Origin of the sequence: Mesorhizobium sp. WSM2561 (genome assembly GCF_000513915.1) — a bacterium.
In the GTDB taxonomy this organism is placed as follows: domain Bacteria; phylum Pseudomonadota; class Alphaproteobacteria; order Rhizobiales; family Rhizobiaceae; genus Mesorhizobium; species Mesorhizobium muleiense.
Genome location: NZ_AZUX01000109.1, coordinates 1 through 1,641, shown reverse-complemented (window position 1 = coordinate 1,641; position 1,641 = coordinate 1). Strand labels below are relative to the sequence as shown.

1 protein-coding gene and 1 pseudogene are annotated in these 1,641 nt (G+C 58.6%); both read left to right on the top strand.

All coding sequences use genetic code 11. From position 1 onward, the window contains the following. The first annotated feature begins 578 nt into the window (after positions 1-578). Entirely contained in the window at positions 579-752 is a 174-nt protein-coding gene (locus M727_RS42120; protein WP_156941729.1) for a hypothetical protein, read from the top strand. A 453-nt stretch (positions 753-1,205) separates the two neighbouring features. Next, positions 1,206-1,506: pseudogene (locus tag M727_RS42695) on the top strand (IS630 family transposase); the annotation flags it as partial. Positions 1,507-1,641: the final 135 nt, after the last annotated feature.

Here is a 1,641-nt window from a genome sequence, read left to right as displayed (position 1 = left end):
GAAGCTTGGACCGGGGTTGCTGCAGGCCCTGGCCAACTACAAGGGTGAGAAGGTTTGTTCAGGAGATCTCTGTGCGGCTCCACAAAAGGATTTCCTGAAACCAAACCGCACCCGGAAGACGGAAGATGAAGGGGATGACACGTCGGAAAATGCTTTGGCCTGATCGGGCGAATTTTGGCGAGTGCATGCGCGTCGCAAGTACGCCGTAAAGGGCGAGTGAAGTCTGGGTCTGTGCGCCGTTGCCATCCTGGGTTGGATGTTATGCTGTCCCTGAGCCCACTTTGCGCGCAGCAGCAAAGGCCTGCCTCACGGGCTCAGGCGGGCCGTCGTCAATGATGGCCGGTTGGCGCCGCGCCAAAAAATCGGTGAGCTAAAGTCGCGGCATTGGTTCTCCAAAAAAAACGGAGCGTCTTCGGCGCGAACCTTGTTGGAAGCGGTACTCCTCGCGCTGTCCTGCTAGCAGCGTAGCCAAGGTGCAGGAGTTCGCCTGCACCCCAGAACCAGCTCTGCAGCCGCCCCTTCGGTTCAACTTCTCCATCGATGCCCCGAGACATGGGTCGTATAGTCTGGACAAACTCTTGGCCGTCAAGGTCGGCCGCAAGCAGATCCGGCCAGATTTAGCTGCGCCCATGTTGTCTCCGTTCATGGCCACGGATCGAGCGTTCGCTTGGGTCAGCCGCGGCACCAAAGGCCGCGAATTTCGCGCGCGGAACGATGATGGAGCATCAGAACTCGGGATGATGCTTGCGTAGAAACGCGAGCAAGTTGGGATCTGTGCCCAAGGAGGCAACAACAGCACTGACGAACCCGCAATGGCAAGGTGGCCTCTTCGATCCGTCCTTCAGCGGCTGGCCATCGTCGTGGCTCGTTGATTCAAGCCCCTCAAACGTGTCGTCCAGATCTTTCAAACGGTGCGGAGCCAACGCAGTGTAAAGACGCTATCCTGCTCGCGACAGAGGGCGGCAACCCGCGCCGCGCCTCATCAATCGCGCTAGAGAAAAGTCAGCGATCGCCAGCCAGTTTTTTCTGCACGAGGCAGACAGGTCGCGCGTACTTTTGGCCAGCTCCGAAGTGCTGCTGCTCAACGAGCCGACCTCAATTTTACCGCCAGCGAGCGCTAAAGCACATCCACAGATCGATGAATTGATTGTGATGGGACACAGCTTTGCTGAGCTGATTCAACGTCCACTTTAATGAGGTGGATGATAGCAAGAACACTCAGTGAGGGCCCTCGGTCGCTGGTTTTGAAGGCTTGCGATGAGGGTACGTCGGCGCGACAGGCGGCGGCGCGGTTCGGCGTGGGGATATCGAGTGCGATCCGTTGGATGGCGCGGCGAAAATCGGCGAGCGAACGCCTCGGCCACAGGGCTGGCGGCGCGCCTCCGGTCTCGATGCGCATGAAGCCTTCATCGCCGGGTTGATCGAGGCTTCAAGGACATCACGCTGGACGAGATGGTTGAACTGCTGGCCCTCGAGCGGTCGGCACGCATTGGTCGCAGTGCCTTGAGCGTGCTGGCACGGCCTTTGCTCAAACTGACGAATGGCAAACCCTGCTGAGGGCTGACCACGCAAGACGTGCGAATCTTTTAGTTTGTGTGTTCCGTTTCCGACAAAGACACACATTTGGCAATAGCTTTGGAG